The organism is Agrobacterium sp. CMT1 (assembly GCF_037203725.1).
Lineage (GTDB): Bacteria > Pseudomonadota > Alphaproteobacteria > Rhizobiales > Rhizobiaceae > Agrobacterium > Agrobacterium pusense.
Genome location: NZ_JBBCAR010000017.1, coordinates 49,466 through 75,241 on the forward strand (window position 1 = coordinate 49,466; position 25,776 = coordinate 75,241).

Sequence of the window (25,776 nt, forward strand, 5' to 3'; positions counted from 1 at the left end):
GCTCGGCTTTGAGCGGTTCAAAAGGTTACGGATGACGCCGCAAATGAGAGTGAAATAAACCAAGCATTAACCATTCCGCCGGTAGATTGCAGCCTATCGAACAGGCTTCTTCGCCGGGGAAAGTATCATGTATTCGCGCTTCTTTTCGCTTGTGGGCGGACTTGCCGCCATATTGTCCGTCAGCGGCGGTTTCGGCATGTCTGACGTGCATGCCGCATCACGCGATCGCGACGACGTGTTTTTCCGCTCCGTTGCCGGCGTCTGGAAGGGTCCGGGCGAAATCGTCGCCGGCAAATACAAGGGCACGAAATTCACCTGCGACCTGACGGGCGAACCGCTTGACGACAAGCAGACCGGCATAAAGCTCGGCGGCACCTGCCGCGTCGGCGTCTTCAGCCAGCCCATGTCCGCCGTCATCAGCCAGAAGGGCAACAGCTACGAAGGCAGGTTCCTTGATGGCGCGGCCGGCAAGGGTCTGGACATCACCTCCGGACAGGTCAGCGGCGACAAGGTCGTCGTCGGCATCAACCGCGCCAAACTCAACGGTGCAATGGTTGCCCGCGTCTCCAACGACAATTCGATGAACATCACCATCTCGGTGAAGGTCGCCGATCAGATGATACCGGTCATCGGCGTCACGCTGGCGCGCGATATCGACCAGCTGGCTGTCGGCTCGATCAAGCCGTAAAGACTACAGTTTTTCAGCCATTGCCAGGCGGGAGTGTCCACCACTCCCGCTTTTCGTTTGCGCTGACAATGCCGCTCTTGTCCGCCTGCTGAAGCCATTCCCGGACGGACTTTCCCCTGACCTGGAGATCAGGCGCTATATCAGCAAGCGGCATCAGCACGAAAGCGCGCTCCGTCATGCGCGGATGCGGCACTTCAATGCTTTCCGTGACGATAGACTGGTTCCCGAAGGTCAGCACATCGATATCGATGGTGCGCGGGCCCCAGCGTTCCGTCCGCACCCGTTTCATGCCTTTTTCGATATTGAGGCACAGTTCCAGCAGCGCGGGCGCCGAAAGCGCGGTCTCGACCAAAGCGCAGCAATTGAAAAAATCGGCCTGATCCGTCTTGCCCCATGGAGGTGTGCGGTAAAGGTTGGAGACGGCCATCAGGCGGCAATCGCCATGCGCATCGAGTTCGCGCAGTGCCCTGGCCATGGCGGCGGCCGCATCGCCGATATTGCCGCCGAGACCCAGGGCAGCGACGGTCATCGTTTCAGGCTCGGTGTTCAACGCTCACCTGTGCATAATCCAGAATACCGGGAACCGGCGCCGAGGGCTTGCGCACCGTGATGCGCAGCCAGACGATTTGCGGATAACGGGCACGCAGCGCCTTGGCGATGTCGTTCGCAAGCGCCTCTATGAGATACCGGCGCTGGCCGACGACGATCTTTTCGATGACCGCGAAAGCCACGCCATAATCGACGGTGTTCTCAATATCGTCGGTTTCCAGCGCGTCGCCCGCCTCGACCTCCATCTCGGCGTCGACGAAAAAGCGCTGCCCCAACACCTCTTCCTGTTCAAGAAGACCATGACGGGCAAAGAAGGAACAGTTTTTCAGGATGATGGTATAGCGGCTCATCGCATCGCCTCCATGGCAGGACTGTTTCGCCGGAAAGCCGCACCCTCCTCGGGACATGACATTCCGGCACTCATTGATCTAGGCATCGGCCTTTGCCGACGCTTTGGCAAGAACCGCATCGGCGATTGCCAATGCATCACGCGTCGCGGCGACATTGTGCACACGAAAAATCGAAGCGCCGGCAAGCCTCAGGATCGCCGTCGTCGCAGCCGTTCCGATATCGCGTTCATCGGCCGCATCCCGGCCCGTCAGCGACCCGATAAAACGCTTGCGCGACGTGCCGGCAAGAACCGGCAGGCCAAAGGCGGCAAGCTCGCTGAAACGGGCCATCAACTCAACGTTTTCCCGTTCGTCCTTGGCAAAACCAAAACCGGGATCCAGCACGACGGCATCGCGGGCAACACCCGCGTCCTCGGCGATCTCGAGCGAATGATTGAGGAATTCGAACTGGTCGGCGATGACATCGGCGAGCTTCTGCCGGTCGCGGCCGGTATGCATGATGCAGACGCCCGCGCGGGTGGCGGCGACCACGCCCGCCATTTCGGCGTCTTTCTGCAAACCGAAAACGTCATTGACGATATGCGCCCCTGCCGCGATGGCGAGCCGAGCCGTCGAAGCGCGGTAGGTATCGACGGAAATCAATACATCCGTCTCGCGGCGCAATTTCTCGATGACGGGCAGCACCCGATCCTGCTCCTCGGCTTCCGTTACCGCGGCAGCCCCGGGCCTGGTGGACTCGCCGCCGATATCGATGATGTCGGCTCCTTCTTCCACGCAGGTCAGCGCGTGGGAAAAAGCCGCATCGACGGCGAGATAACGGCCGCCATCCGAAAAGGAATCGGGCGTTGCGTTGACGATGGCCATAATACGGCCACGCCCATCAAGTTTCAGGGAGCGGCCATGGGCCGCTTGCCACGCGTTGCTGCCGGCTGTTATCACGTAACACGTGCCTTTCGGAATAACGGAGTGTTATGCCAATTCTTATAAGTTCCGCTCCGCCTATGCAGCAAACGTTTTTCAAGTTCAACCGGAAGGCCGGGTCATGACCAAATCATCACGTGCTCTTTGCGCCGCTTTGGCGGTCGCAGTCGCACTTTCCATCCCCGGACCGGCTTTTTCCGAAACCATCGTCCGCAAGACCTATTCCTATTTTTCGATCAGCGGCAAAACCGCCGCCGACCTCGACCAGCAGCTTTCCAGGCACGGCCCGCTGACCCGCAATACCGGCGCGCGCCATCCGGGCGCGACCGAAATCAAATTCGGCGGCGAACTCACCTATGTCGAGAAAAACGGCCTTTGCAGCGTCGGAACCGCCAAAGTGGTGCTCAACACCCGTATTCTCCTGCCGCAATGGAAAAACCGCCGCCGCACCACTGCGGAACTGGCCTTCATCTGGGATACGCTGCTTGCCGATATCAAGCGCCACGAGGAACGGCACGCCGAAATCGCCCGCACTCACGCCCGTTCGCTCGAACGGCAGTTGACCGCGCTTCGCCCTCAGAAAAACTGTGAAACGCTGCAGGAAATGGTTGGCAAGATCACCCAGACGGTGATGGACGAGCACGACAGGGACCAGATGCGGTTCGACGTGGTGGAATCGCGAAATTTCGATGCCCGCATGACACGGCTCCTGAAAAACCGGCTTGAACAGGGACAGAGCCGCCGCTGAGAGATCCGCGCCCTTCTTCCGACAAAGCTGAATGATTGGCCGACATGACGTAACGTGATGTCCGATCTCACCCGTGACTTCTGGTGATGGTGCGTCCGGTGAGACTCATTGTACGTTCTACGTACGGTTTCGGACCATACTGTCTCAAAAGCTTTGATGGTCGCAGCCGCCTCCGGTTCTCCCGGTGCGCACTTGAGGGCTCGCAGGTGTTTCCTCCCTCGCCTGCATGCTGCGTACCCGCCTCGCCCCGCTCCCCGCTACCTTGGTGAGCGGGGCTTTTTCTGCCGCAAAGCCGTTTCGTCTCAGCCCTGGCGCTCAGGAACGTGAACGACGAGACCGTCAAGGTCGTCGCTCATCTTGATCTGACAGGAAAGACGCGAAGTCGGCCGCACGTCGAAAGCGAAATCCAGCATGTCTTCTTCCATCGGCTCCGGCCCGCCAACGCGCTCCGACCAGGCGTCGTCGACATAGACATGACAGGTAGCGCAGGCGCAGGCACCGCCACATTCCGCGTCGATGCCGGGGATGGAGTTGCGCACGGCATTCTCCATCACGGTGGAACCGTTGCTTACGTCGAGTTCATGGGGCGTGCCGTCAAAGGCAACGATTGTCAGTTTTGTCATGCCGAAATCCAGAATGTGATCTAAGAACTGTTCTAAACACATAGAAAGGCCGGTTCGCCTTGGCAACCCGCTTGGAGGGCGCCCAGGGCCTCAACCGGCCTTGCGAAACCGCAATTTTGATGAATTACGCCTCAGCGGCAAAGTTTCAGGATGAAATTTTCCGCCTCGACAATGGCGGCCGCAAGCTTTGCAATCGCGACGCTTTCATTGCCACCAGCCTCCACGGCGGCGGCAGCCACAGAAACATCAAAGGCGCCGACAGCCTGTGCTGCGCCCTTCAAACGGTGCGCTGTCGCCTTCATGCCCGTGTCGCCGGCGCCCGCCATTTCGTGCAGCGCGGCGCGCGCATTGCGGCTGAACAGTTGCAGCACCTCGATCTCAAGATCCTTGTCGCCCATCGTCTGACGGGCCAGATGATCGAAATCGATAGGCTTTTTTCCAGTGACCGGCGCGCCGCCGCAATTATCGGGCGCTTCGAAAGCGATACTGACTGCTGCCATGTCTCAAATTCCTGTCTTGCCGTTTCCTGTTTCGTGTCACATCTGTGTCGTATTCAGGCATCCTAACCCGTGCTATCGGCTTAAATTACGGCGTGACGCGGCTGAAAATCTTCTGCTATGGTTAATTTATGTTAAACTTATGCGAAACAAGGCGTTCAGCGTGAAACTCAGGTTTAAAAACTGTTAAAAAGCCAACACTTCGCCACCACCGCAAATCCGCATTAATTGTTTCGAACACCTAAATGTGTCACTACGGTACTGCTGTTGCTGCGAGGCCTAAGCACAAGCTTTGTTATTGCGGCACAGTGTTGTAATTTCGCCCGAAAGCTGGATCACCAGCATTCGGGATTTGGTAAGTGGCGGGATTGTTCTCTCATGGAGGGATATGTTCCGCTGGCATGATGGCGGCAGTCCGCCTGCATAGGCAGGCGGTCCAACGGCATGAAGCCGGGCGTATGTGTAACGAGGCGTAACCGCATGGCGAATAACAAGATCAGCGACTCTGTCGACGAGACTGCTTTCCAGGCATTGGAAGATGCCCTGCAGCTTGGCGCTTTCGAAGAAAAGCCGGAGACGCGGAAGACTGCAGCGCCGAAGCAGCCGGAGGCCAGAGTGAAGGAAGCCAGCAGACCGACCCCTGCTCCCGAAGTCGCGCGCACGCCTGTCGAACCGGCGCCGAAATCGCCCAATCTCGAAGCGGCCAATGACGGGTCCAAGCGCAGCCCGGCCATGATCCTCAAATCGCTGGAAGGCGGGTCCATCGGCGGCGCGCTTCGCAACGCCACGATCATGTCGGTCATATGGGCGCTCGGCGGCCTTGGCATCGCGCATCTTCTTTACGGCAATGCGCTCTGGAATATCGGTTCGCTTTCCGACCTTGCCGCGATCCCCGGCCTGATGGCGATCGTCGTCGGCATTCTGTTGCCGGTAATGTTATTCTTCGCCTTCGCCATCATGATGGCGCGTGCCCGCGATCTGCGCAACGCCGCCCGCTCCATGGCGGAAGTCGCGCTTCGGCTTGCCGAACCCGAAACCGTTGCCTCTGACCGCATCATGTCCGTTGGCCAGGCGGTTCGCCGTGAAGTCTCGGCCATGAATGACGGTATCGAGCGCACCATTGCGCGTGCGACCGAACTCGAAACCCTCGTCCATTCCGAAGTCAATGCGCTTGAGCGCAGCTATGCGGACAATGAGCTGCGCGTGCGCAGCCTCGTGCAGGAACTGACCGCCGAACGCGACGCAATCGTCAACCATGCCGAGCGCATCCGCTCCTCCATCGTCGGCGCGCAGGAACAGATCAAGGAAGAACTCTCCATCGTCGGCGAAGAGCTTTCGATGCGGATCGCCACGACCGGCGAGGCCTTTGCGTCGATGATCGACACACGTTCGGCGGCTCTCCTGGAAAAATCGCGCGCTTCGACGGAAGCGATGGGCAGCCTGATCGCTGCCAAGACCGAGAACCTGCTTCAGGCGCTGAACTCCTCCGGCACGACGATTTCCAACGAATTCGACATGCGGCTGCATAATCTCACCTCGACGCTGGACGAACGCGGTGAAGTGCTGCTCGAGCGTTTCGCGATCCATGCCTCGACGCTCGACAGCGGCGTGGAAAGCCTCAACAGCGCGCTTGAGGAACGCACCCGCCAGCTCAACGAGACGCTTTCCAGCCGCACGCTCGAGCTCAACCGCAATATCGAACGCGGCCAGCAGATCATCGGCGGTTCGCTGGATACCGTGCTCGACAAGCTCTCCACGACGCTCGAGGAAAAAGGCCTCTCCTTCCGCCAGAGCCTGCAGAGCACGGCCGACGACGCCATCATGGATCTCGATCTCCGCTCCGGCCTCTATGAGGAACGGATGCAGGCGACGGTGGGTCAGGTCAACTCGGCCTTCGATGAACACGTGGCGCAATTCGCCAGCGCCTTCGACCAGCGCGCCGGCAGCCTCGATAGCAAGCTGATGGAAAGCCTTGCCCGGATCAACGAAACCGTGGCGGGCGGTTCTGAAGCGCTAGACACCATGTTGAGCGCCGGTCTGGAACGCATCGGCACCACCATGACCGATCAGTCGCTGGCGCTCGCCACCGCGCTCGGCACGGGTCAGGAAATGCTGGAAAGCGCGCTTGAGGCCCGGACTCAGGCCTTCAGCGACGCGATCGGCCAGCGCACCGCCGAAATCACAGACGTCTTCGCCAATTCGCACGAGAAGATCGACGCCGTACTGTCGGAACGCAGCAACGCCCTGTTCGGCGCGCTTTCGGCCAGCCAGAACCGTTTCGACGAAGCGCTCGCCAGCCGTTCCATGGCTATTACCGGCTCCGTCTCCGGCACGGCAGAACGCCTCGCTGCCATGCTCGACGAACGTGCAGCTGCGATCAACAACGTCGTCGCCGACGTGGAACGTCGCCTTGCCGAAACGCTCGAAACGCGGGCCGCAGCCATTACCGGCGCAGTCTCCGGCATCGAGGACCGCATCTCCGACACGCTGGAAAGCCGCACGGCTGCCCTGCACGACGTCGTCTCCGGAGCCGAGAGCCGTATCGCCGAAACGCTTGATGGCCGCACGGCTGCGCTTTCCAGCACCATTTCCGGCGTCGAGGAACGTATCGCCGACACCATGGACAGCCGCACGCTGTCTCTCGACATGACCTTCGCTAATGTGGAGGAACGGCTTTCCGAGACGCTCGACAACCGCACCTCCGCCCTCACCGGCATCGTGGCGAGCGCCGAAGAGAAAATTGCCGGCGCGCTGGACAGCCGTACAGCCGCGCTCGGCGATGTGGTGGCGGGCGCCGAAACCCGGATTGCAGAAACGCTGGACGGCCGCACCGCAGCCCTCAACGCCGTGGTTTCGGGTGCGGAAGAACGCATCACGGATGCACTCGACAGCCGCGCGATGGCGCTGGATATGGCCTTCTCCGGAGTCGAGGAAAAAATCACCGAAACGCTCGATTCACGCACCGCAGTTCTCGGCGAGTTGGTGGCCAGCGCCGAAACCCGCATCGCCGGCGCGCTCGACAGCCGCACGGATTCGCTGAAGTCAGTCGTCTCCGGCGCGGAAGAGCGCATCACCGACGTCCTCGACAGCCGCACGATGGCGCTCGACATGAGCTTCTCGGGCGTGGAGGAAAAGATCGCGGATATTCTCGACGGCCGCACCGCCGCCCTGCACAGCGCCGTTTCCGGCGTGGAAGACCGCATTGCCAGCGCGCTGGACACCCGCACGGCGGCTCTTTCCGGTATCGTATCGGGTGCGGAAGAACGCATCGCCGATGCGCTCGACAGCCGCACCATGGCGCTCGACATGACCATTTCGGGTGTCGAAGAACGGATCGCCGAAGCCATGGACGCCAGGGCGTCATCGCTTTCGCTTGCGGCGGCCGGCGTCGGCCAACGCCTGGAAGCCACTGCTTTCACGCTTGAAAATGCGCTTGCCAGCGGCCATGAGCGGCTCGAAACCATGCTCGGCTCGCAGGCCGAGCGTATTGCCGGATCGCTGGAACGCAACAGCGGTCTGATCGAGCAGAGCGTTTCGGGCGCGGCCAACCGCATTGAAAGCGTCGTTGAGGACGGCAGCACCCGGTTTGCGCAGACCGTGGAAGAAGGCGTCTCGCGCCTCGAAAGCAATCTTTCGCAATCGCACGAGGACATCCGCAGCACGCTTGAGCAGCGTCAGGCAGAAATTGCAGCCACGCTCAGCTCCGCCACGACCCAGATGGGCGACATGCTCTCCGAGCAGGCGATGATGATCGGCACCACTGTCGCCTCCAGCGCCAGCATGCTTGAACTGTCGCTCGAAACCCAGCAGGAAACGCTGCAGAAGGCGATTGACGGTAGTGCGGCAACGCTGGAAGAGCGTCTTCGCAACAGCGCCGGCGATATCGCCGTCAAGATCGGCGAAGCCGCACGCGAAATCGGCGGCGCGACGGACGCCCTATCCTCGAAAATCGAGACCTCTATCGGCAACGTCACCACCCGTCTCGACGAAACCGGCACCCGCATCGAGACCTCTCTCGATACGCTTCAGGCACGCGTCGGCGGCGATCTCGCCAATGTGAACACGTCGATCGAGGATGCCGGCCGCCGCTTCGCCGAGGCGCTGGAAGACAAGACAGCCGTCTTTGCGCGCACCAGCGATGAGGCCGCCGAGCGGATCACCGGCATCTTGGACGAGCAGACGACCCGCGTTGCCGACACCTTCGAAAGCCGCACCAGCCGCCTGGCCGAAACCTTCGATACCGGCACGGCCCGCATCGATGAGCGCCTCGGCACGATGGACCGCGCACTGACGATCGGTCTCGAAAACGTCAATCGCACCATCGAAGGCAAGGCCACCGATCTTGCTGTCAGCCTGCGTGGGGCGGTTACCTCTGCCACGCAAAGCATCGGCGACGAAGCTGCCCGTTCCTCCGCCCTGCTCGCGAAGTCCGGCGCGGAGTTCGCCGAACAGGTGCAGGCACAGAACGAGGCCTTTACCAAGGCCATCGAGGAACGCTCGGGTGAAATCGTCAATCGTATTTCGGATGCACAGACGCGCCTCTCCGGCCAGGCTGCCGCCGTGGCGCAGACCTTCTCGGAGGCGGGCAACATCATCGTCAACAAGGTTGCCGAGGCTGAAGCCGTTGTCCGCTCACAGGTTGGTGTCATTTCCGAGACTTTGACGGGTGTTGAATCCGCCCTCGACGCGCGCGGCGAATCGATCCGTTCGGCACTGGACAACCGCACCCGCGAACTCAACTCGATGCTGGCCAGCCGCTCCGCGGAGCTGTCGCGTCTTATCGAGGAAAAGGCAAAGCCTGTCGTCGACGAATATGCCACCATCGGCCGCGAAGCCGCCGAAAAGATCGTTTCCGCCGCCCAGCAGAGCGCCGAGCTTCTGTCGCAGAGCAATAGCGGCATGGTCGGCATGGTGGAGCAGGCAATCAGCGATTATGCCGCCGCCGGAACGGATGCGGCAAGCAAGCTGGTCGCAGCCACCCGCCAGAGCACCGACATGTTGTCGGAAACCCATACTGCAATGGCGGACGCCGTCGAACAGGGTATCGACAAATATGCCCGCGCCGGAAGCGAAGCAGCCAACAAGCTGGTTGCCGCCACTCGTCAGAGCACGGATATGCTGTCGCAGACCCATAACAGCATGGCCGAAATCGTCGAACAGTCGGCAACCAACTTCAATTCGGCCGTTGAGCGCGCCGCTCAGGGCTTCGGTGCAGCGGATGAAGCGCTGAATGCGTCTGCAGCCCGTTTCTCGGAGTCCGCGTCGCAGGCCGCCGACATGGTGTCCAGTTCCAGCCGTCTGCTGGAAGGAAAGATCGACCGTCTGTCGAATATTTCCGGCCAGACGCTGGCGCAGGTCGCTGGCATCGTCAGCCGCTTCGAAGAACATTCGAAGGTGCTGAGCCAGGCGTCCGAGCTGCTGAATGCCGCCCAGTCGAGCCTCGTCGGCACGCTGGAAGAACGCCAGGATGCGTTGCGCAGCCTCTCTGTCGGCCTCGTCAAGCGTTCCGAGGAAATCGAAAGCGCCATGCGCAATGTCATTGGTGTGGTGGAAACCACACTTAACGAGGCTGAAGAGCGTTCGCAAAACGTCGCCGGCAACCTGCGTGAAAATCTGCAGGCTTCCTTCTCCGATATCGGCCGCTCGCTTGATGAAACCGAGCAGCGCGCCCGTTCGGCGGCACAGACCATGCGGGGCGCCCTGCTCGCCGCCGGTCAGGATGCCAGCCGCTCGATCGAGAGCACGCTCTCCGACGCGCAGAAATACTCCGACGAGCTGGTCAACCGCCTGCGCGGCGGTGTCGAATCCTCTCTCTCGGAAGTCGACAACCTTCTCGGCAGTGCTTCCGAAAAATCCAATGCGGCCGCAGCCAACCTCAAGGAAACGCTGCGCCAGGCTGTCGAGGAAGCGGTGAGCCGCTTCGCCGGCGCGACCGATGAAATCCGTCGCTCAAGCCACGATATCCGCCGCGAACTTGACGCGACCCGCGCCGAACTGAAGCGTGGTGCCTTCGACCTGCCGGAAGAAGCCAAGGAAAGTGCGGCCGCAATGCGCCGCGCCGTATCCGAGCAGATCAAGGCGCTGCAGGATATTTCCCAGCTCGTCGGCCGCTCGACGCAGCAGATGGAAGTGTCCGAGCCGGTTGCCCGCGCCATCGCCGCAACCCAGCCGGCCGTCGAGCGCCGCGTAGAGCCGCGCCCGCAGCCCGCAGCCCCGGCGCCGGTTCAACAGCAGCGCCCGGCGCAGCAGCAGCCAGCACCTGCCCTGCGCGGCACGTTGCCGCTCGAAAATCGCCAGGTCGAAAACCGGCAAGTCGAGAATCGTCAGGCACCCGCTCCGGCGCAGCCGGTCGCACCAAGCCAGGCGGGACGTCGCGAAGAAGGCGGCGGCTGGATCAGCGATCTGCTGCGCGGCGCCTCCCAGGAGACGCCCGCAGCCTCCGCACCGCGCGCCAGCACCGAGCAACAGCCGACCCGCGCAGCCGACACCCGTAATCCCCGTCACATGGTGGAATCGCTGAACTCGCTCTCCGTCGACATCGCCCGCGCCATCGATCACGATGCGTCGGTGGAACTGTGGCGCCGTTACCAGCGTGGCGAACGCGACGTCTTTACCCGTCGTCTCTACACGCTGAAAGGCCAGACGACCTTCGACGAGATCAAGCGCAAATATGAGCGTGAAGCGGAGTTCCGCACCGCCGTTGACCGCTATATCAACGATTTCGAGAAGCTGCTTGCCGATGTGGCCCGGACCGACCGCGACCGGACCGTGACGCAATCCTACCTCACCTCAGATACCGGCAAGGTCTATACGATGCTTGCCCATGCGGCGGGTCGGTTTAATTGATCTGAACGACACTGAAAGAAAAACCCCGGTGAAGACCGGGGTTTTTCTTTTGTGCGAGCCAGTTGCTTCGCCATCCTTTCACGCTGGGCATTTGACCAGTATGGCCTGCATCAAATTTCGAACGTGCCTGATGCAACCCGCACCGCGTGGCCGCCGATGCGGGCGCGGCCGATTTCGCCGTCCTTGATGTCCATGCGCAGGTGGATGTGAGACGGTCTTTCCATCTCCACCCCCTGCTCGATCAGAAGCGGATAATGTCCGTCAGTCAGCCCGTCGAAATGGTGGATGGCGCCGGAAAGCGCGGCGGCGGCCGAGCCGGTTGCGGGGTCTTCGGCAATGCCCATATCCGGGGAGAACATACGGGCATGGAACTTTGCGGCGTGATTGACACCGCCGCGACAGTAAATATAGGCCGCCGTCAGCAGCCCCTCAACCAGCGGTGCGGTGCGCAGCCACAGACCGGAGTCGAAATCCATATCACGCACTGCGGCGATATTATGCATCGGCACCAGCAGGAAAGGCACGCCGGCCGTCCAGATCGATGGCACATGATTTTCAAAACCGAGATGGCCTTCGCTGACACCCAGCGCATCGGCCAGGGCGGCATGATCGAGGGGCAGGTCCACCCTTGAAGATCTGCGCGGCAGATCGAACTCCGCAAAGCTGACGGCGCCGGCGCGCATTTTCACCGCGCAGCGCACGGGCCCCACCTTCTCCTCGAGTACGCAGACCATATCGATGTCGTCATCGCCATCCCCTCGATTGCGCTCGGCAATCGCTACTGCGGCGCCGACGGTCGGATGTCCGGCGAAAGGCAATTCACCCGAGGGTGTGAATATGCGCAGGGAAGCCGCGTGCGCAGGGTTGCTGGAGCGATTGATGAAAACGGTCTCGGAGAGATTCATCTCCCGGGCGATGGCCTGCATCGTCCCCTGATCGAGGTCATCGGCGTCATACATTACCGCCAGCGGGTTTCCCGCCATTTTCGTCTCGGTAAACACATCATAGATATTGTAGTGCAGCGCCACACCCGTCTCCTGCCATTCGAAACCTCGTCTGCCTTGCGCAAACTGCATCAGGCCGCCTTACACCGCAACCCTTGTTGCGACAGGAAATCAAGAAGCTGTGGAACGGCGCGATTCAATGGCATGGCCGGGAGAACGTCTCCCCGCCCGAAAGGCCTTGTCGCCAGCGGTCGTCTTCATGTACCAAGGGTGCGTCTTGCGGCTTGCGACCGGAGGTCTTGAACGACTTTCGAAGATTGCGAACCGCTTCAACAGGTTACATTGCAGTCGCAGGCCGGATCCCGGTCTTCGCCGTTGTCGAGGGAAGCGGATGTCGCATTCTACCTATTCACTATCCTTCGTAGCCTCCGCGACTGCGGAGGCGCAGGCGGCGCTGGAAGAGCTGAAAAGCGCTTATGGCAATACTCCGTTTGACGAAGCGGACGTCATCGTGGCTCTCGGCGGTGACGGATTCATGCTGCAGATTCTCAACGAGACGATGAATTCCGGCAAGCGTGTCTACGGCATGAACCGGGGCTCGGTCGGCTTCCTGATGAACGATTACCGGGTGGAAGGCCTCATCGAACGCATTGCGGTGGCAAGCGGCAACGATTTCCACCCCCTGCGCATGACGACGACGGATTCCGACGGCGACGAGTTTACGGCGCTCGCCATGAACGAAGTCAGCCTGTTCCGCCAATCGCATCAGGCTGCCAAGCTTCGGGTCGAGGTGGACGGCAAGGTTCGACTGGAAGAGCTGATCTGCGACGGCATGATGGTGGCGACGCCAGCAGGGTCTACGGCGTATAATTTTTCCGCCCATGGACCGATTCTGCCGCTGGAATCGCCGCTGCTTGCGCTGACGCCGGTCAGCGCTTTCCGTCCGCGGCGCTGGCGCGGCGCGCTTTTGCCGAATAAGGTCACGGTCGACATTCATGTTCTCGAACGCGACAAGCGCCCGGTGAACGCGGTGGCCGACCACACCGAGGTGAAATCCGTTCGTCATGTACGGATCGCACAATCGCAGGACAGGACGGCCAGAATTCTCTCGGATCCGGACCGTTCGTGGTCGGACCGGGTCCTCGCCGAACAGTTCAACAACTGAAGCCAACGATCGACAATGCCATGCAACTGACAAGAACCCTCATCGCAGCCTGCCTTTTCGCCGCCGCCGCGCTTCCGGCGCGGGCGCAGACGGAAGCGATTGACGCGCTGCCGGTTTCGGCGATCTTTGTCACCAGCAGCGGCATGTGGGAAGATCGCAATCTTGAGCCGGTGAAGGGGCCTGACGGGCAGCTGCGGCCCCCACCTGCCTCACCAACGCGCGGCTATTACAAGGTCATCGCCATACGCCAGGGCGATGGTACGGCGAAAATTTATCTGCAGCGCATCGCCTTTACCGCCGAGGGGCCGAATCTTCTCGAAAATATCGAGCTCGAGGAATTCAGTCAGATGAAGTCCTATGTCACGGATATTCGTCCCGAAAGCTCGAACGGAGCGCCCGCCTCGCCTGGCCTTTTCGTGACGGTTTATCTCAAGACCGATCCGATGAGCAAGGAAGCGGAAAGCTGGACGATCCTGATCGACGAGCTGGGTGAGATGAAGGTCGAGAAGGCTTCGAACTAGCCCGTGATTGGCCGGTGGGCATTCGTCATGCAATAGTCTGGGTGTTCAACTCATGAGGGCCATGCAGAACTGCACCGAAATGATGCTTCCACAAGCGCGCGCCCAGTTCGCCGCTGCGGTCGAGACTCGAGCCGACCGTCAGCCACGGCAGAAGCGTGGGATGAAGTCCCGCATCGAAGAGCGCAAAACCGGCAGCCAGAACACAGGTATCGGCCTGGATGCCGCAGACCAGCACGCGGTCGAGCTTCAGCGACAGAAGATAGTCGATGGCCTCCCGTGGCGGCGCATAGCCATGTTTGATGAAGATGCGATCGGCAACCACCAGCGACTCATCGTCCCTGCCCGGCTTCCAGCCCAGTTGGCGTTCAAATGGCGTCACGCTTTCGTCATGGCGTTCGACAGTGGCGAGGCTGGGCATGGTCTGCGCGAGACTGGATATCTCGGCAACCAGCGTTGCCGGAGGATTGAAGCTCGGCTGGATGTCGACGATATAGAGCGCCTGATTCATGCATCTCCTCCAATGAAAAACCCCTCGCAATGGGTTCGCGAGGGGTGATCTTTTTCGATCGACGCGCCTGGGGCCTCAGTCGATATCCGCCACGTCCACATCCGCACCGCCGCTGATGCGGTGGGCAAGAGCGGCTTCCATGAATTCGTTCAGGTCGCCATCCAGCACGTTGCCGGGCGCCGTGCTTTCCACGCCGGTACGCAGATCCTTCACCAGCTGGTAAGGCTGCAGGACGTAGGAGCGAATCTGGTGGCCCCAACCGATATCGGTCTTGGATGCCGCCTGCGCATTGGCCGCTTCTTCCCGCTTCTGCAGCTCCACCTCATAAAGGCGGGCACGCAGCATGTCCCACGCCTTGGCGCGGTTCTTGTGCTGGGAGCGTTCCTGCTGGCAGGCGACGGCAATACCGGTCGGAATGTGCGTGATGCGCACGGCCGAGTCCGTGGTGTTGACGTGCTGACCACCCGCACCGGACGAACGATAGGTATCGATGCGGCAATCGCTTTCATTGATATCGATCTGGATCGAATCGTCGACGACGGGGTAAACCCAGACGGAAGAGAACGACGTGTGGCGACGCGCGTTGCTGTCATACGGCGAAATGCGGACGAGGCGATGCACGCCCGATTCCGTCTTCAGCCAGCCAAAGGCATTATGTCCCTTGACGAGGATCGTCGCGGACTTGATGCCAGCTTCTTCGCCATCGTGGACTTCCAGAACCTCGACCTTGAAACCTTCACGGTCGGCCCAGCGGGTATACATGCGCAGCAGCATGTTCGCCCAGTCCTGGCTTTCGGTGCCGCCAGCGCCGGAGTGCACTTCGAGATAGGTATCATTGCCGTCGGCCTCGCCTGAGAGCATGGCTTCCACCTGACGGCGGTTTGCCTCGCTCTTCAACGCCTTCAGCGCGTCTTCGGCGTCCTTGACGATTTCATCATCGCCCTCCATCTCGCCGAGTTCGATCAGCTCGATATTGTCCCGGAGCTGCTGCTCCAGCGCCTTGACGCCATTGATGCTGTCATCGAGCTGCTGGCGCTCGCGCATCAACTTCTGCGCCTCTGCTGCATCGTTCCAGAGGGTCGGATCCTCTGCCTTGTTGTTCAACCAGTCCAGTCGTCTTATCGCCTGGTCCCAGTCAAAGATGCCTCCTCAGCAGGCTTATGGCCTGCTTGATTTCGTCGACTACGTTCACGATTTCATTGCGCATTTCGCTGGTTCTTCACCTTCATTGAAACTCGTTGCTCAAATAAATGCGGGGGGCGCGGATGTAAAGACCCGCGCCCCCGCCAAACGTCATGGCTGATGTCAATAAAGGCCGCCGCCACCGCCGGTGATGGCCTGCTGCGCCTGAGGCGAGGTCTTCAGAATATCTTCCTGCGACATGTAGCCTTCAGCACCGATGACCGAGAAGCTATCGGCCGGGCCTGTGCCGGGCTTAAAGGCTTCCATGATCGTGTCCGGTTCGCCTTCCGCTGCCGCCATACCGGTCTTGCGGTTGACGGCAACGAAGTTCATGCCTGCAGGCACGATGAACTTGCTCGGCTGGAGATGCTTGGCCGCATCGGCGATGAATTCACCGAAAATCGGCGCAGAAAGCGAGCCGCCGGTACCACCGCGACCGAGCGGTGCGGGCGAGTCGAAACCAATGTACAGGCCGGCAACCATGTCCGGCGTGTAACCGACGAACCAGGCATCCTTTTCATCATTGGTGGTACCCGTCTTGCCGGCAACCGGCAGATCGACCTTGATCTTGCCTGCGGCCGTACCGCGCTGCACGACACCTTCCAGCATGGAGGTGGTCTGATAAGCGGTCATCGGGTCCAGAACCTGTTCGCGGTTGTCGACGATCACAGGCTCATCCTGGTTCTGCCAGCTGGTAGCGTTGCAACCTTCGCAGGCGCGCTCCTCATGGCGGAATATCGTCTTGCCGTAACGGTCCTGAATGCGGTCAATCAGCGTCGGCTTGATCTGCTTGCCACCATTGGCGATGACCGAATAGGCCGAAACCATACGCATCACGGTGGTTTCACCAGAACCGAGCGACATGGAGAGAAGCGGCGGCATCTTGTCGTAGATGCCGAAGCGTTCGGCATATTCCGCCACCAGATTCATGCCCATGTCCTGCGCCAGACGCACGGTCATGAGGTTACGGGACTTTTCGATGCCGAGGCGCAGGGTCGAGGGACCTGCAGAACCGCCGCCGTAATTCTGCGGTTTCCAGACCTGGCCGCCCGACACCACCTCAATGGGCGCATCAAGAATAACCGATGCGGGCGTATAGCCATTGTCGAGCGCCGCTGCATAGATGAACGGCTTGAACGAGGAACCGGGCTGACGCATCGCCTGCGTCGAGCGGTTGAACTCCGATTGCGCATAGGAGAAACCGCCGACCATGGCCAGAACGCGGCCGGTATGCGGGTCCATCACCACCATACCACCCTGGACCTTGGGCGGCTGCCGCAGCCGATATTCATTTCCGGAGCTGGAAAGCGGTTGCGCATAGATGACGTCACCGACTGTCAGGACGCCAACCGGAGACTTGGCGGTGGCTTTCTTGCCTGCCGCGTCACGATAGGCCCAGCGCATGTTCTCCGCAGAGATGTGACCGCGCGTGCGCTTGTCGCCATCTTCCGCATCGGGGTCGGCCTGGATGCCGATATCGACACCATCTGCGGCAACCGCAAGCACGACCGCGACCTTCCATTCCGGAACGTCTCTCAAGCCCTTGACCTTGGAAAGCGCAGCCGTCCAGTCGCCGGCCGTCTCGATCTTTTCGATGGGTCCACGGAAACCGCGACGCTCATCATACTGCACCAGACCATCCTGAAGCGCCTTGCGGGCCTCCATCTGAATCTGGGGATCAAAGGAAGTGCGAACGGAAAGGCCGCCTTCGAGAAGTGCTTCCTCGCCGTATTTCTCAACGATCTGGCGGCGGACTTCTTCGGCAAAGTAGTCGGACGCAAAGATATGTGCGCCACCGCGGCGCAGGTTCACTCCGAGCGGCTGTTTCTTGGCGTCTGCGGCGTCGGAGGCCGTGATATAGCCGTTTTCGGCCATGCGGTCGATCACCCAGTCGCGACGCTCGAGAGCCGCCCTTTCGCGGCGGATCGGGTGGTAATTGGCCGGACCTTTCGGCAGCGACGCCAGATAGGCGGTTTCCGCAATGGTCAGTTCCGTCACCGATTTGTTGAAATAGGTGAGCGCCGCGCCGGCGATGCCGTAGGAATTCAGGCCGAAGAAGATCTCATTGAGATAAAGCTCAAGAATCTTGTCCTTGGAATAGGTCTGCTCGATGCGGAAGGAAAGAATGGCTTCCTTGAGCTTGCGGTCGATGGTCTGGTCGTTTGTCAGCAGGAAGTTCTTCGCGACCTGCTGGGTGATGGTGGATGCGCCCACCGGACGGCGGCCGGAGCCGAAATTCTGGATATTGACGAGAATGGCACGGCCGAGGCCCCATACATCGACGCCGGGGTGATTGTAAAAATTCTTGTCTTCCGCGGACAGGAAGGCCGCCTTCACCCGGTCGGGAATCGCCTGGATCGGCAGGAACAGGCGCTTCTCATGGGCATATTCCGCCATAAGCGCACCATTGCCCGCATGCACGCGGGTCGTGACCGGCGGTTCATAGGTGCTCAGAACTGCGTAATCCGGCAGGTCCTTCGTCACGCCGTGCAAATAAATCGCACCGGCGGCGGCGGCGCACAGGAAAAGCACGCTGGCCAAGCCGAAAAAATATCCAATCAGTCTGATCATACCAAGCTACCGATAATTCGAATCGTAACCATCCACGCCCGAGGAAACGGGCGCATCTTTGCATATCGCGTGCCGTTTTGCACACCATACCTTCGATGACAAGCCGGATAAGGCAGCATTCGCTGATATGTTACCGGGCCACCAGCCCGCAACTCCGCGCCAACGCTTTGCGGACCGCCACCGAATCCGAGTTCCGAGTAACGCGGCGAATGTGAGTAAAATAGGGCTCGGCCCCGTTATTCATCCGCAAGGTCCCGAATTGAACAGCATTTTTAGCGATCAATGGCAACGCGGCAACAGCTCGGCCGACGCGGCGCATTTCCCTTCAGCCACCGTTCGCCAGAGCCTTCGAACGGTATCGCCCGACGGCTGTTGCCAGCGTATCGGCCACCTTCTTGCGCCATTCCGCATCGAGAAGCAGCTTCTCGTCGTCAGGATTGGAAAGGAAACCAAGCTCGAGAAGCACCGATGGCACGTCATGGGCGCGCAACACCATGAAACCGGCGTAACGATGTGGATTGTTGATGAGGCCAACCTGCCCCTCGAAGGAAGAAACGATGTTTTCGGCGAGTGTCACCGAGAACGCCTGGGTTTCCCGGCGCGTGAAATCGAGGAGAATATCGGCGACTTCCGGCGGCTCGCTGGAAACGGCGACACCGGCGATCTGGTCGGACTTGTTTTCACGCTCCGCCAATTCCTGCGCCATACGGTCCGACGCGCGATCGGACAAAGTATAGACGGTCGCGCCGCGTATGCCCTTCTGTTTCAGTGTATCGGCATGCAGGGAGATGAAAAGATTGGCGTTGTTCTGCCGCGCGATCGTCACGCGTTCGGACAAGGCAAGAAATGTATCGGAATCACGCGTCAGGAAGGCCTTTATGCCGGGCTCGCGGTTCAGGCGCTCCGCGAGCTCCTTCGCGAACATCAAGGTGATGACCTTTTCCTCGGTGCCTGTCGTGCCACCTGAGGCGCCGGCATCGATGCCTCCATGACCGGCGTCGACCGCGATGACGAATTCCGCCGGGCGGGAAGTCTTGTCCGCGGGAGAAATCGCGGCGGTGGTAACGGGCGCTGGCGCCTGCCACTGCTGCTCCTTCACAAGTTCGGCGAACTTGCCCTTGGTGGTAATCTCCGTATCGAGGACGAAACGGAAGGATTGCCCGTCATCGGCCTTTTTCGTTTCAGCGACCGCCACTCGCACCGGCTTCTTCGCCGTCAGCACGATACGGGCGCTGTTTTCCCCCATTCCGCCGAAGCGAATATCGGAAAAAAGGCCGGTCGGCCTGAGATCGGATGCGGGAAAGCTGAAATTCACCGCCGGGAAGTCCACGACGATGCGGGCGGGCGAATCGAGATAGTGAACGTCGAACTCCGGCTCCTCGGCAAAATCGAGAACGATGCGCGTGCGCGCCTCATCGCCGATGATGCGGGCCTGATGCGCGACGAGCGGCTCCGTGGCCTGGACGGCCGGAACGACGGAAACCGAGGCGACGGCAGACAATGTCACGACAGCCGCAAGCCGCGCGATTCGCGCGCCAATCCACCCTGCCCCACCTGATTTCGTTGCGCTGCGCGTGAAATTCATGGTCTTCAAGAAATTCCGTATTTCAATCATTTTCGATAACCGGCGCGGTAAAACACCCGGAACGGTGCCGTTTCAACCACGCCGGACGACAATTTGCGCGTTTGCGCCTCACCATCGCAGGCCTTGGTGAACCAATTGTTAACCCGGAAATTCCACCAACAATATGGCATATTTAGCCAGCCTATTGCTATTATGACAGAGAAAACATACAACATGGATGAGGGTTAAAAGTGTTGACGGGATAGATGCCCGCCGGCTGCCAATCGAAAAAGACGCTGGCGCTGCAAATCGGGCAATCATCTGCCGTCGTTACATTTATCCTGAAACTCGATCAATTCCGGCCGTGGCCGGAGACCTACCCGGTGGCGCTGCCACCGCCGCTCTGAGGAGAGCAAATTCATCGGACCCCAAGGGGTCTATATATTATTGTCGTTCCGCCTGGCCAATGATGTCGCAGCAGTTTTCACATGAACCGGATACCAGGAGCAGGCCAAGCGCCTCGCCGTCGGTCCGGATGCTGCCAGTTTACAGACGCCCGGCAGGAGACTTCATTTCCGGCACATCCTTGCACTCATATGAAAGGCTCGTCCGTGTGGCGGGCCTGTTCTCGTATAAAACAAGGCTGCGCCGAGGAGCACAGCTTACATGGCAGACAAAATGCTTATCGACGCCTCCCACGAAGAGGAGACACGCGTAGTCGTTGTCCGTGGGAACCGGATCGAAGAATTCGATTTTGAATCGGAACACAAAAAACAGATCCGCGGCAATATCTACCTTGCCAAGGTCACCCGCGTTGAGCCCTCCCTCCAGGCGGCCTTCGTGGATTACGGTGGAAACCGTCACGGCTTTCTCGCTTTCGCGGAAATCCATCCGGATTATTACCAGATCCCGCTCGCTGATCGTCAGGCCCTGCTGAAAGCGGAAGCCGAGGATCATCGCCGCAGCGACGATTTTGAATCGGCCGATGCGCCTGAGCCCGCCGCCCCGATGATCGACCTTTCGCAGGTGGATCAGCCGGATGTCGGCATTGTTTCCGCAAGCGAAACCACCGAGACCGTTGGGACGGAAGAAGCTGCACCCGTCGTGGAAGCGGTTTCCGAAGAAGCGGCCATCGAGGTCGTCGCGGAAGAAGCGCCGGCTGAGGAAGAAAAGCCGAAGAAGCGCGTTCGCCGCCCCCGCGCCAAGAAGAAGACTGCCGAAGAAATCGCAGCCGAGGCAGCAGACGCGTCTTCCGAAGACGACGGCAGCACCGGCGGTGAAATGGCCGCGATGGTCGATACAGACACGATTTCCGAGGAAGTCGAAGGTCTTCGCCGCGGCAATGACGATGATGACGACGACGATGACGATCATCACGAAAAGGAAGTGATCGAATCCGTCGGCGCCGAAGACGCCATGGAAGAAGTTCCGGATCGCGTTGCCCGCAAGCCGCGCAAACAATACCGCATCCAGGAAGTCATCAAGCGCCGCCAGATCCTTCTCGTGCAGGTGGCCAAGGAAGAGCGCGGCAACAAGGGTGCTGCACTCACCACCTATCTGTCGCTGGCCGGCCGTTACTCCGTGCTGATGCCGAATACGGCGCGTGGCGGCGGTATTTCCCGCAAGATCACCCAGCCGACCGACCGCAAGCGTCTGAAAGAAATCGCGCGCGATCTGGAAGTGCCGCAGGGTATGGGCGTCATTCTGCGCACCGCAGGCGCCAACCGCACCCGCGTCGAAATCAAGCGCGACTTTGAATATCTGATGCGCCTGTGGGAAAACGTCCGCACGCTGACGCTGAATTCCACGGCTCCCTGCCTCGTTTACGAGGAAGGCTCGCTGATCAAGCGTTCGATCCGCGATCTCTATAACAAGGATATCAGCGAGATCATCGTTTCCGGCGAAGAAGGCTATCGTGAAGCGAAAGACTTCATGAAGATGCTGATGCCGAGCCACGCCAAGGTTGTTCAGCCTTACCGCGACATTCACCCGATCTTCTCGCGCTCCGGCATCGAAGCGCAGCTCGACCGCATGCTGCAGCCCCAGGTGACGCTGAAGTCCGGTGGCTACCTCATCATCAACCAGACCGAAGCGCTGGTCTCCATCGACGTCAACTCCGGCCGTTCGACACGCGAGCATTCCATCGAGGAAACCGCGCTGACGACCAACCTGGAAGCTGCGGAAGAAGTGGCACGCCAGCTGCGTCTGCGCGACCTTGCCGGTCTTGTCGTCATCGACTTCATCGACATGGAAGAAAAGCGCAACAACCGCGCCGTCGAGAAGAAGCTCAAGGACTGCCTTAAGAACGACCGTGCGCGCATCCAGGTCGGCCGCATCTCGCATTTCGGTCTTCTGGAAATGTCGCGCCAGCGCATTCGCGCTTCGGTGCTGGAATCGACCACGCAGGTCTGCCAGCATTGCGGCGGCACGGGTCATGTGCGTTCGGAATCCTCCATAGCGCTGCATGTGCTGCGTGGCGTCGAGGAATATCTGCTGCGCAACACCACCCACAACATCACCGTGCGTTGCACGCCGGAAACGGCGCTCTATCTGCTCAACCACAAGCGCGGCACGATTGTCGATTATGAAGGCCGCTTTGGCGTGTCGATCATCATTGCCGCCGACTCCGGCGTCGGCGCCCAGCATTTCGCCATCGATCGCGGTGAAGCCGTCGAAAATCCCGTGAGGATCGAAAGCCTCATCCAGATGCTGCCGAACTTCGTGGAAGAAGAAGACGATTTTGTCGCCGAGGTGGAAGAGGACGAAGACGAGGAAGAAATCGTCAAGACCGAAAGCGCCCAGCCCCGTCAGCAGCAGCAGGGCGACAATGGCGAAGAAGGCAAGCGCAAGCGCAAGCGCCGTCGCCGCCGTCGTGGCAAGGGCGGTCAGAACGACCAGAACGGCCCGCTTGAGGCCGGTTCCGGCAACGACGCTGACGGCGACGATGCCGAGGGTGATGACGACGGGATCGACACCGATGACAATGGCGTTGAGACCGAAAACGGCACTGCGGAAGCTGTAACCTCCGAAGAGGAAAGCAAGCGCAAGCGCCGTCGCCGCGGGAAGCGTGGCGGTCGCCGCAATCGTGCAGAGGACGAAGCTCTCGACGCTTCCGGCGCTGAGGACGAAGGCGAAAGCGAAAGCGACGAAGCGCCTGTAACTGAGGCACCGGTAACCGAAGAGGCGACCGCAGCCGAAGTGGTGGAAGGTGTCGTTGCCGACGTCGTGGAAGAGGAAGCTCCGAAGAAGCCGCGCCGTACCCGCAAGGCGAAGGCCAAGACGGAAACCGAAGAAGCGCCGAAGGCCGAAGCCGTTGAAACGGTGGAGCCGGTGATCGTTGAGGAAACTGTCGTGGATGTCGCTGTTGAAGAAGCAGGCGAAGCGTCGGCCGATGTCGCTCCGCAGGCGGAAGCACCGGCGAGCGAAGAAAAGGTCCGCGCGAACAGGGGCAGCAATGTTTCGACTTCGGAGCCGGTGGTTACATCGTCGTCTCCCAATCCCGATGGCGATGAGCCGAAGCCGCGCAAGGGCGGCTGGTGGCAGCGCCGCGGCTTCTTCTGAGAGAAGCTACATTTTGGATAAAAGACGCCCGCAACGATGTTGCGGGCGTTTTCTTTTATCGGTGCAAAGAACGGGCCCTTTTAGGGCCACTGACATTTCCTCATTCCATGCTTGTCAGGAACGCAGTCAACGCATGCTCGCGGCGGGAGCGCCCTTTCAGCCCAAGGACCTGGGCTGGCTGGATCCCTTTAACAGGCACGGGATGAGGCGCGGGAGAGGCCAACCGTCAGACGGACCGCGTGAGACCACCATCCACGCGGATATTCTGGCCGGTAATATACCCTGCCCCCTCAGATGCGAGAAATGCCACTGTGGCGGCGATCTCTTCGCTCTTGCCGTAACGCTGCATCGGAACGCTTTCGCGGCGTTCTTCCGTCGCCGGCAGGCTGTCGATCCAGCCGGGAAGGACATTGTTCATGCGGACATTGTCTGCGGCATAGGTATCGGCAAAAATCTTGGTGTAGGAGGCAAGGCCGGCGCGGAACACGGCGGATGTGGGGAACATACTGCTCGGTTCGAAAGCCCAGGCAGTCGAGATGTTGACGATCGCGCCCGCCCTCTGCCTTACCATGACCGGGGCGATGATGCGCGTCGGGCGAATGACGTTCATGAGGTAGACATCGAGCCCGGTATGCCATTGTTCGTCGGTAATATCGAGGATGGCGGCGCGCGGGCCATGGCCGGCGCTGTTCACCAGCACGTCGATACGGCCGAATCTCTCAAGCGCCAGATCCGTCAGCCGTTGCAGGTCTTCATTGGACTGGTTGGAACCGGTAACGCCGATGCCGCCCAACTCTTTCGCCAGCGCCTCTCCCTTGCCAGAAGACGACAGGATAGCGAGCTTGTAACCATCCGCGGCCAGGCGTTTCGCAACGGCAGCTCCCATGCCGCTGCCGCCTGCCGTCACCACCGCCACTTTTTCTGCCGACATCGCTTTTCTCCCATTCCAGGTCTGACGGACAGCCCGTATGGCGGTCCTTCTTCAGCTTAAACTGTCTCATCTTTAACGGGTTTCCAAGACGAGTTCGAACCAGAAAGGCTTGTCGAGGCATGCAGAAAAATTGATGCTGATGCGTCAGCCCGGGCCGACACCCGTTGGGTGAGCAGACCGGCTATCCGCCGGTGCTTCCTCCCTCTCCTGCAAACCATAGTCACGCATCACATGCGCGATACGCAACCTGTAATCGGAGAAGACGCCAGTCCGGCCGAGCGACTGGGCGGCGCGATGAGGCAGGGTGTTACGCCACGCCTTCACCGCCTCCTCATCACGGAAGAACGACAAGGAGAGCATCTTTTCGGGATTGCCGATGCTCTGAAACCGCTCGACGGAGAGGAAACCGTCGATGGTTTCAAGTTCTGCCCGCAGGCCGGCGGCTATATCCAGATAATGTTGCTTCTCGCCTGCAGCTGGCCAGACCTCAAAAATCACGGCGATCATCGTCCGGCTCCCGCGTGGGGGGCGGATGCGAGGCGCAGAAACAGTCGGTCCTCGCGACGGATGAATTGTTCGCGGCGCGCGAATTCATAATTTTCCTGCCCGGCCGGATCGGCGGCGAGCCGCGCCCTATAGGCTTCGTACGCGGCGAGGTTTTCGATGTTGTAGACACCGTAGGCAATGGTGCTCGATCCCTCCTTCGGCGCGTAATAACCGATCAGATCAGCCCCGCAACGCGGGATCGCCTCTCCCCAGTTGCGGGCATAGCGTTCGAAGGCATCGACCTTGAAAGGATCGATCTCGTAGCGGATGAAACAGGTCAGCATCGTTTGTCTCCTCATGTTCTGCCTCTCCCTTCTACGCCATTGCCATGCCTCGATGCTTCGGTTACCATCGAAGCATGAAAGACGGACCCGTGATTGCCAATGTTGCCGCCCTTATCGGCGATCCTGCCCGCGCCAACATCTTGACGGCGCTGATGGACGGGCGCGCGCTGACAGCGAGCGAGCTCGCGGAAGCCGCGGGTGTGACCCTGCAAACTGCCAGCGGTCACCTGTCAAAGCTCTCGGACGCACAATTGCTGAAAGCGGAAAAACAGGGTCGACATCGATATTTCCGCCTCTCCGATGAGGATGTGGCGCAGGTTCTGGAAGCGTTGATGGGGCTTGCCCAACGCACTGGCGCGGTACGTGTGCGCACCGGGCCGAAGGACAAGGCGCTTCGTGAGGCGCGCATCTGCTACGATCATCTGGCCGGGGAAAGCGGCGTGGCACTGCTTGCCGCCATTACCGCAAAGGGTCTCCTGACGTTAGGTGATGATCCTGCCTTAACGGAGAGCGGACGCGACTTCTTCTCGAACTTCGGCATAGACCTTTCGCCGCTCGAAAAGGCCCGCCGCCCGGTCTGCCTGCATTGCCTGGACTGGAGCGAACGCCGGCATCACCTCGGCGGCGGGCTTGGCGCATCGCTTCTTGAAGCGATGCAGCAGCGCGACTGGTTGCGGCGCGGAAACGGCCGTGTGCTGACCTTTACTGCCAAGGGTGAAAAGGCGTTCAACAGCACCTTTGGCTGCACGCCCGCCTGATCTCCCCAGCGTATGATAC

General features: G+C 60.4%; 20 protein-coding genes. 7 read left to right on the plus strand and 13 right to left on the minus strand.

Annotation, left to right across the window (positions count from 1 at the left end):
- The first annotated feature begins 127 nt into the window (after positions 1 to 127).
- Positions 128 to 688: a hypothetical protein gene (locus WA845_RS19650; RefSeq protein WP_004441493.1), complete on the plus strand. Its 561-nt coding sequence runs from the start codon at positions 128 to 130 to the stop codon at positions 686 to 688.
- A gap of 13 nt (positions 689 to 701) precedes the next feature.
- Here WA845_RS19650 and folK read toward each other — a convergent pair whose 3' ends face one another.
- From folK to folP, 3 genes are all read right to left on the minus strand, one after another.
- Positions 702 to 1,217 carry a 2-amino-4-hydroxy-6-hydroxymethyldihydropteridine diphosphokinase gene (gene folK, locus WA845_RS19655; RefSeq protein ID WP_184285448.1) on the minus strand — a complete coding sequence of 172 codons (516 nt, stop codon included), beginning with the start codon at positions 1,215 to 1,217 and terminating at the stop codon, positions 702 to 704.
- Positions 1,218 to 1,221: 4 nt separating this feature from the next.
- On the minus strand, positions 1,222 to 1,587 hold the full coding sequence (gene folB / locus WA845_RS19660) for a dihydroneopterin aldolase (RefSeq protein ID WP_003502532.1): 366 nt from the start codon (positions 1,585 to 1,587) through the stop codon (positions 1,222 to 1,224).
- 78 nt (positions 1,588 to 1,665) lie between these two features.
- Entirely contained in the window at positions 1,666 to 2,451 is a 786-nt protein-coding gene (gene folP / locus WA845_RS19665; RefSeq protein ID WP_084317306.1) for a dihydropteroate synthase, read from the minus strand.
- Between the two features lie 178 nt (positions 2,452 to 2,629).
- Here folP and WA845_RS19670 point away from each other — a divergent pair, with 178 nt between their 5' ends.
- Positions 2,630 to 3,256, plus strand: a complete 627-nt coding sequence (locus WA845_RS19670; RefSeq protein ID WP_004441483.1) for a DUF922 domain-containing Zn-dependent protease — start codon at positions 2,630 to 2,632, stop codon at positions 3,254 to 3,256.
- Positions 3,257 to 3,558: 302 nt separating this feature from the next.
- Here WA845_RS19670 and WA845_RS19675 read toward each other — a convergent pair whose 3' ends face one another.
- Together WA845_RS19675 and WA845_RS19680 are read right to left on the minus strand one after the other, a co-directional pair.
- The gene (locus WA845_RS19675) at positions 3,559 to 3,879 is read right to left on the minus strand and encodes a 2Fe-2S iron-sulfur cluster-binding protein (RefSeq protein WP_006697584.1); all 321 of its coding nucleotides are present in this window, start codon (positions 3,877 to 3,879) and stop codon (positions 3,559 to 3,561) included.
- Between the two features lie 131 nt (positions 3,880 to 4,010).
- Positions 4,011 to 4,379 carry an Hpt domain-containing protein gene (locus WA845_RS19680; RefSeq protein ID WP_112554909.1) on the minus strand — a complete coding sequence of 123 codons (369 nt, stop codon included), beginning with the start codon at positions 4,377 to 4,379 and terminating at the stop codon, positions 4,011 to 4,013.
- A 477-nt stretch (positions 4,380 to 4,856) separates the two neighbouring features.
- On the opposite strand from WA845_RS19680, the gene WA845_RS19685 reads away from it, so the two are divergent.
- On the plus strand, positions 4,857 to 11,222 hold the full coding sequence (locus tag WA845_RS19685) for a hypothetical protein (RefSeq protein WP_337322541.1): 6,366 nt from the start codon (positions 4,857 to 4,859) through the stop codon (positions 11,220 to 11,222).
- A 110-nt stretch (positions 11,223 to 11,332) separates the two neighbouring features.
- On the opposite strand, the gene WA845_RS19690 is transcribed toward WA845_RS19685, so the two are convergent.
- Positions 11,333 to 12,250 carry a PhzF family phenazine biosynthesis protein gene (locus tag WA845_RS19690; protein ID WP_112555128.1) on the minus strand — a complete coding sequence of 306 codons (918 nt, stop codon included), beginning with the start codon at positions 12,248 to 12,250 and terminating at the stop codon, positions 11,333 to 11,335.
- Positions 12,251 to 12,557: 307 nt separating this feature from the next.
- On the opposite strand from WA845_RS19690, the gene WA845_RS19695 reads away from it, so the two are divergent.
- Entirely contained in the window at positions 12,558 to 13,331 is a 774-nt protein-coding gene (locus WA845_RS19695) for an NAD kinase (RefSeq protein WP_004441471.1), read from the plus strand.
- A 20-nt stretch (positions 13,332 to 13,351) separates the two neighbouring features.
- The gene (locus WA845_RS19700) at positions 13,352 to 13,852 is read left to right on the plus strand and encodes a hypothetical protein (RefSeq protein ID WP_112554913.1); all 501 of its coding nucleotides are present in this window, start codon (positions 13,352 to 13,354) and stop codon (positions 13,850 to 13,852) included.
- 25 nt (positions 13,853 to 13,877) lie between these two features.
- Here the strand turns inward: WA845_RS19700 and WA845_RS19705 are convergent, their stop codons facing one another.
- From WA845_RS19705 to WA845_RS19720, 4 genes are all read right to left on the minus strand, one after another.
- Positions 13,878 to 14,360, minus strand: coding sequence for a cysteine hydrolase family protein (locus tag WA845_RS19705; protein WP_112554915.1), 483 nt, complete (start codon positions 14,358 to 14,360; stop codon positions 13,878 to 13,880).
- Positions 14,361 to 14,435: 75 nt separating this feature from the next.
- A protein-coding gene (gene prfB, locus WA845_RS19710; protein WP_004441463.1) for a peptide chain release factor 2 occupies positions 14,436 to 15,567 on the minus strand; the annotation gives its coding sequence in 2 pieces (ribosomal slippage) (positions 14,436 to 15,497 and positions 15,499 to 15,567; 1,131 coding nt in all).
- Positions 15,568 to 15,665: 98 nt separating this feature from the next.
- Positions 15,666 to 18,113, minus strand: coding sequence for a penicillin-binding protein 1A (locus tag WA845_RS19715; protein WP_112554917.1), 2,448 nt, complete (start codon positions 18,111 to 18,113; stop codon positions 15,666 to 15,668).
- A 325-nt stretch (positions 18,114 to 18,438) separates the two neighbouring features.
- A complete protein-coding gene (locus WA845_RS19720) occupies positions 18,439 to 19,698 on the minus strand; it encodes an N-acetylmuramoyl-L-alanine amidase (protein WP_042935939.1) in 1,260 nt (419 codons plus the stop codon).
- Between the two features lie 645 nt (positions 19,699 to 20,343).
- Here WA845_RS19720 and WA845_RS19725 point away from each other — a divergent pair.
- Positions 20,344 to 23,238 (plus strand): Rne/Rng family ribonuclease, encoded by a 2,895-nt coding sequence (locus WA845_RS19725; protein WP_112554919.1) that lies wholly within the window; start codon positions 20,344 to 20,346, stop codon positions 23,236 to 23,238.
- Between the two features lie 226 nt (positions 23,239 to 23,464).
- Here the strand turns inward: WA845_RS19725 and WA845_RS19730 are convergent, their stop codons facing one another.
- The 3 genes from WA845_RS19730 to WA845_RS19740 form a co-directional block, all read right to left on the minus strand.
- Positions 23,465 to 24,169 (minus strand): SDR family oxidoreductase, encoded by a 705-nt coding sequence (locus tag WA845_RS19730; RefSeq protein WP_004441449.1) that lies wholly within the window; start codon positions 24,167 to 24,169, stop codon positions 23,465 to 23,467.
- A 144-nt stretch (positions 24,170 to 24,313) separates the two neighbouring features.
- Positions 24,314 to 24,676, minus strand: coding sequence for an antibiotic biosynthesis monooxygenase family protein (locus tag WA845_RS19735; protein ID WP_006698024.1), 363 nt, complete (start codon positions 24,674 to 24,676; stop codon positions 24,314 to 24,316).
- The gene (locus WA845_RS19740; protein WP_004441442.1) at positions 24,673 to 24,999 is read right to left on the minus strand and encodes an NIPSNAP family protein; all 327 of its coding nucleotides are present in this window, start codon (positions 24,997 to 24,999) and stop codon (positions 24,673 to 24,675) included. The genes WA845_RS19735 and WA845_RS19740 overlap by 4 nt, the downstream gene beginning before the upstream one ends.
- Before the next feature lie 74 nt (positions 25,000 to 25,073).
- Here WA845_RS19740 and WA845_RS19745 point away from each other — a divergent pair, with 74 nt between their 5' ends.
- Entirely contained in the window at positions 25,074 to 25,757 is a 684-nt protein-coding gene (locus WA845_RS19745) for an ArsR/SmtB family transcription factor (RefSeq protein ID WP_042935937.1), read from the plus strand.
- The last annotated feature ends 19 nt before the right edge of the window (positions 25,758 to 25,776 follow it).